Origin of the sequence: Loktanella sp. SALINAS62, assembly GCF_018263905.1 — a bacterium.
GTDB lineage: Bacteria > Pseudomonadota > Alphaproteobacteria > Rhodobacterales > Rhodobacteraceae > Loktanella.
Genome location: NZ_JAAFZU010000068.1, coordinates 1 through 715, shown reverse-complemented (window position 1 = coordinate 715; position 715 = coordinate 1). Strand labels below are relative to the sequence as shown.

The window sequence follows — 715 nt, the reverse complement described above, 5'->3', positions numbered from 1 at the left end:
GTGACATCACGATGCCCGAGCTGAGCGCAGCCCTGTTTGACGCAACGCGCGTTCGGGCGCATCCCAACGCCATCGGCAAGTTCCTACGAAAGTTGGGCTACACTTATAAAAAAGTCACTAGTCGCCACCGAACGTCACCGTGCCAAGGTAAGGCGGCAACGCGAGGATTGGTTCAAGCATCGCATTCCAGCCGTATCGAAGCATCAGGAACGCGTTGTCTTTATTGACGAAACATCAGTGAAGACAAACCTGACGAGGCAGAGGGGATGGGCCTCTTGCGGAAACCGCCTGATCATGGACGCCCCCTTCGGCTCACGGGGCACCCAGACCTTTATAGCCGGACTGATTGCCGACGCGATGATCGCCCCCTGGGTGATCAAAGGTGCCATGGATGGCGCGGCCTTCGCCGCTTATGTTGAAAAGGTTCTGGTGCCGGAACTATCACCCGGAACCGTGGTCATTCTGGACAATCTCGCCACGCACAAAAACGCCGAAGCGGAAAAGGCGATGCGCAGGGCAGGATGCTGGTTCCTTTTCTTGCCGCCCTACAGCCCCGACCTCAATCCCATCGAAATGGCGTTCTCAAAGCTCAAAGCGCACCTGCGCCGGATCGGCACACGCACCTCCACCGACATGTTCAATGCAATCGCCGATATCTGCGACCTGTACTTCACCCGAAGAATGCTGGAATTACTTCACTGCTGCCGGATATGTC

General features: G+C 56.8%; 2 pseudogenes. Both read left to right on the top strand.

Annotated features, from left to right (window positions below):
• Window positions 1-227: pseudogene (locus tag GZH79_RS19130) on the top strand (transposase); the annotation flags it as partial.
• Window positions 175-715, top strand: a pseudogene (locus GZH79_RS17535) (IS630 family transposase); the annotation flags it as partial. The pseudogenes GZH79_RS19130 and GZH79_RS17535, both read left to right, overlap by 53 nt.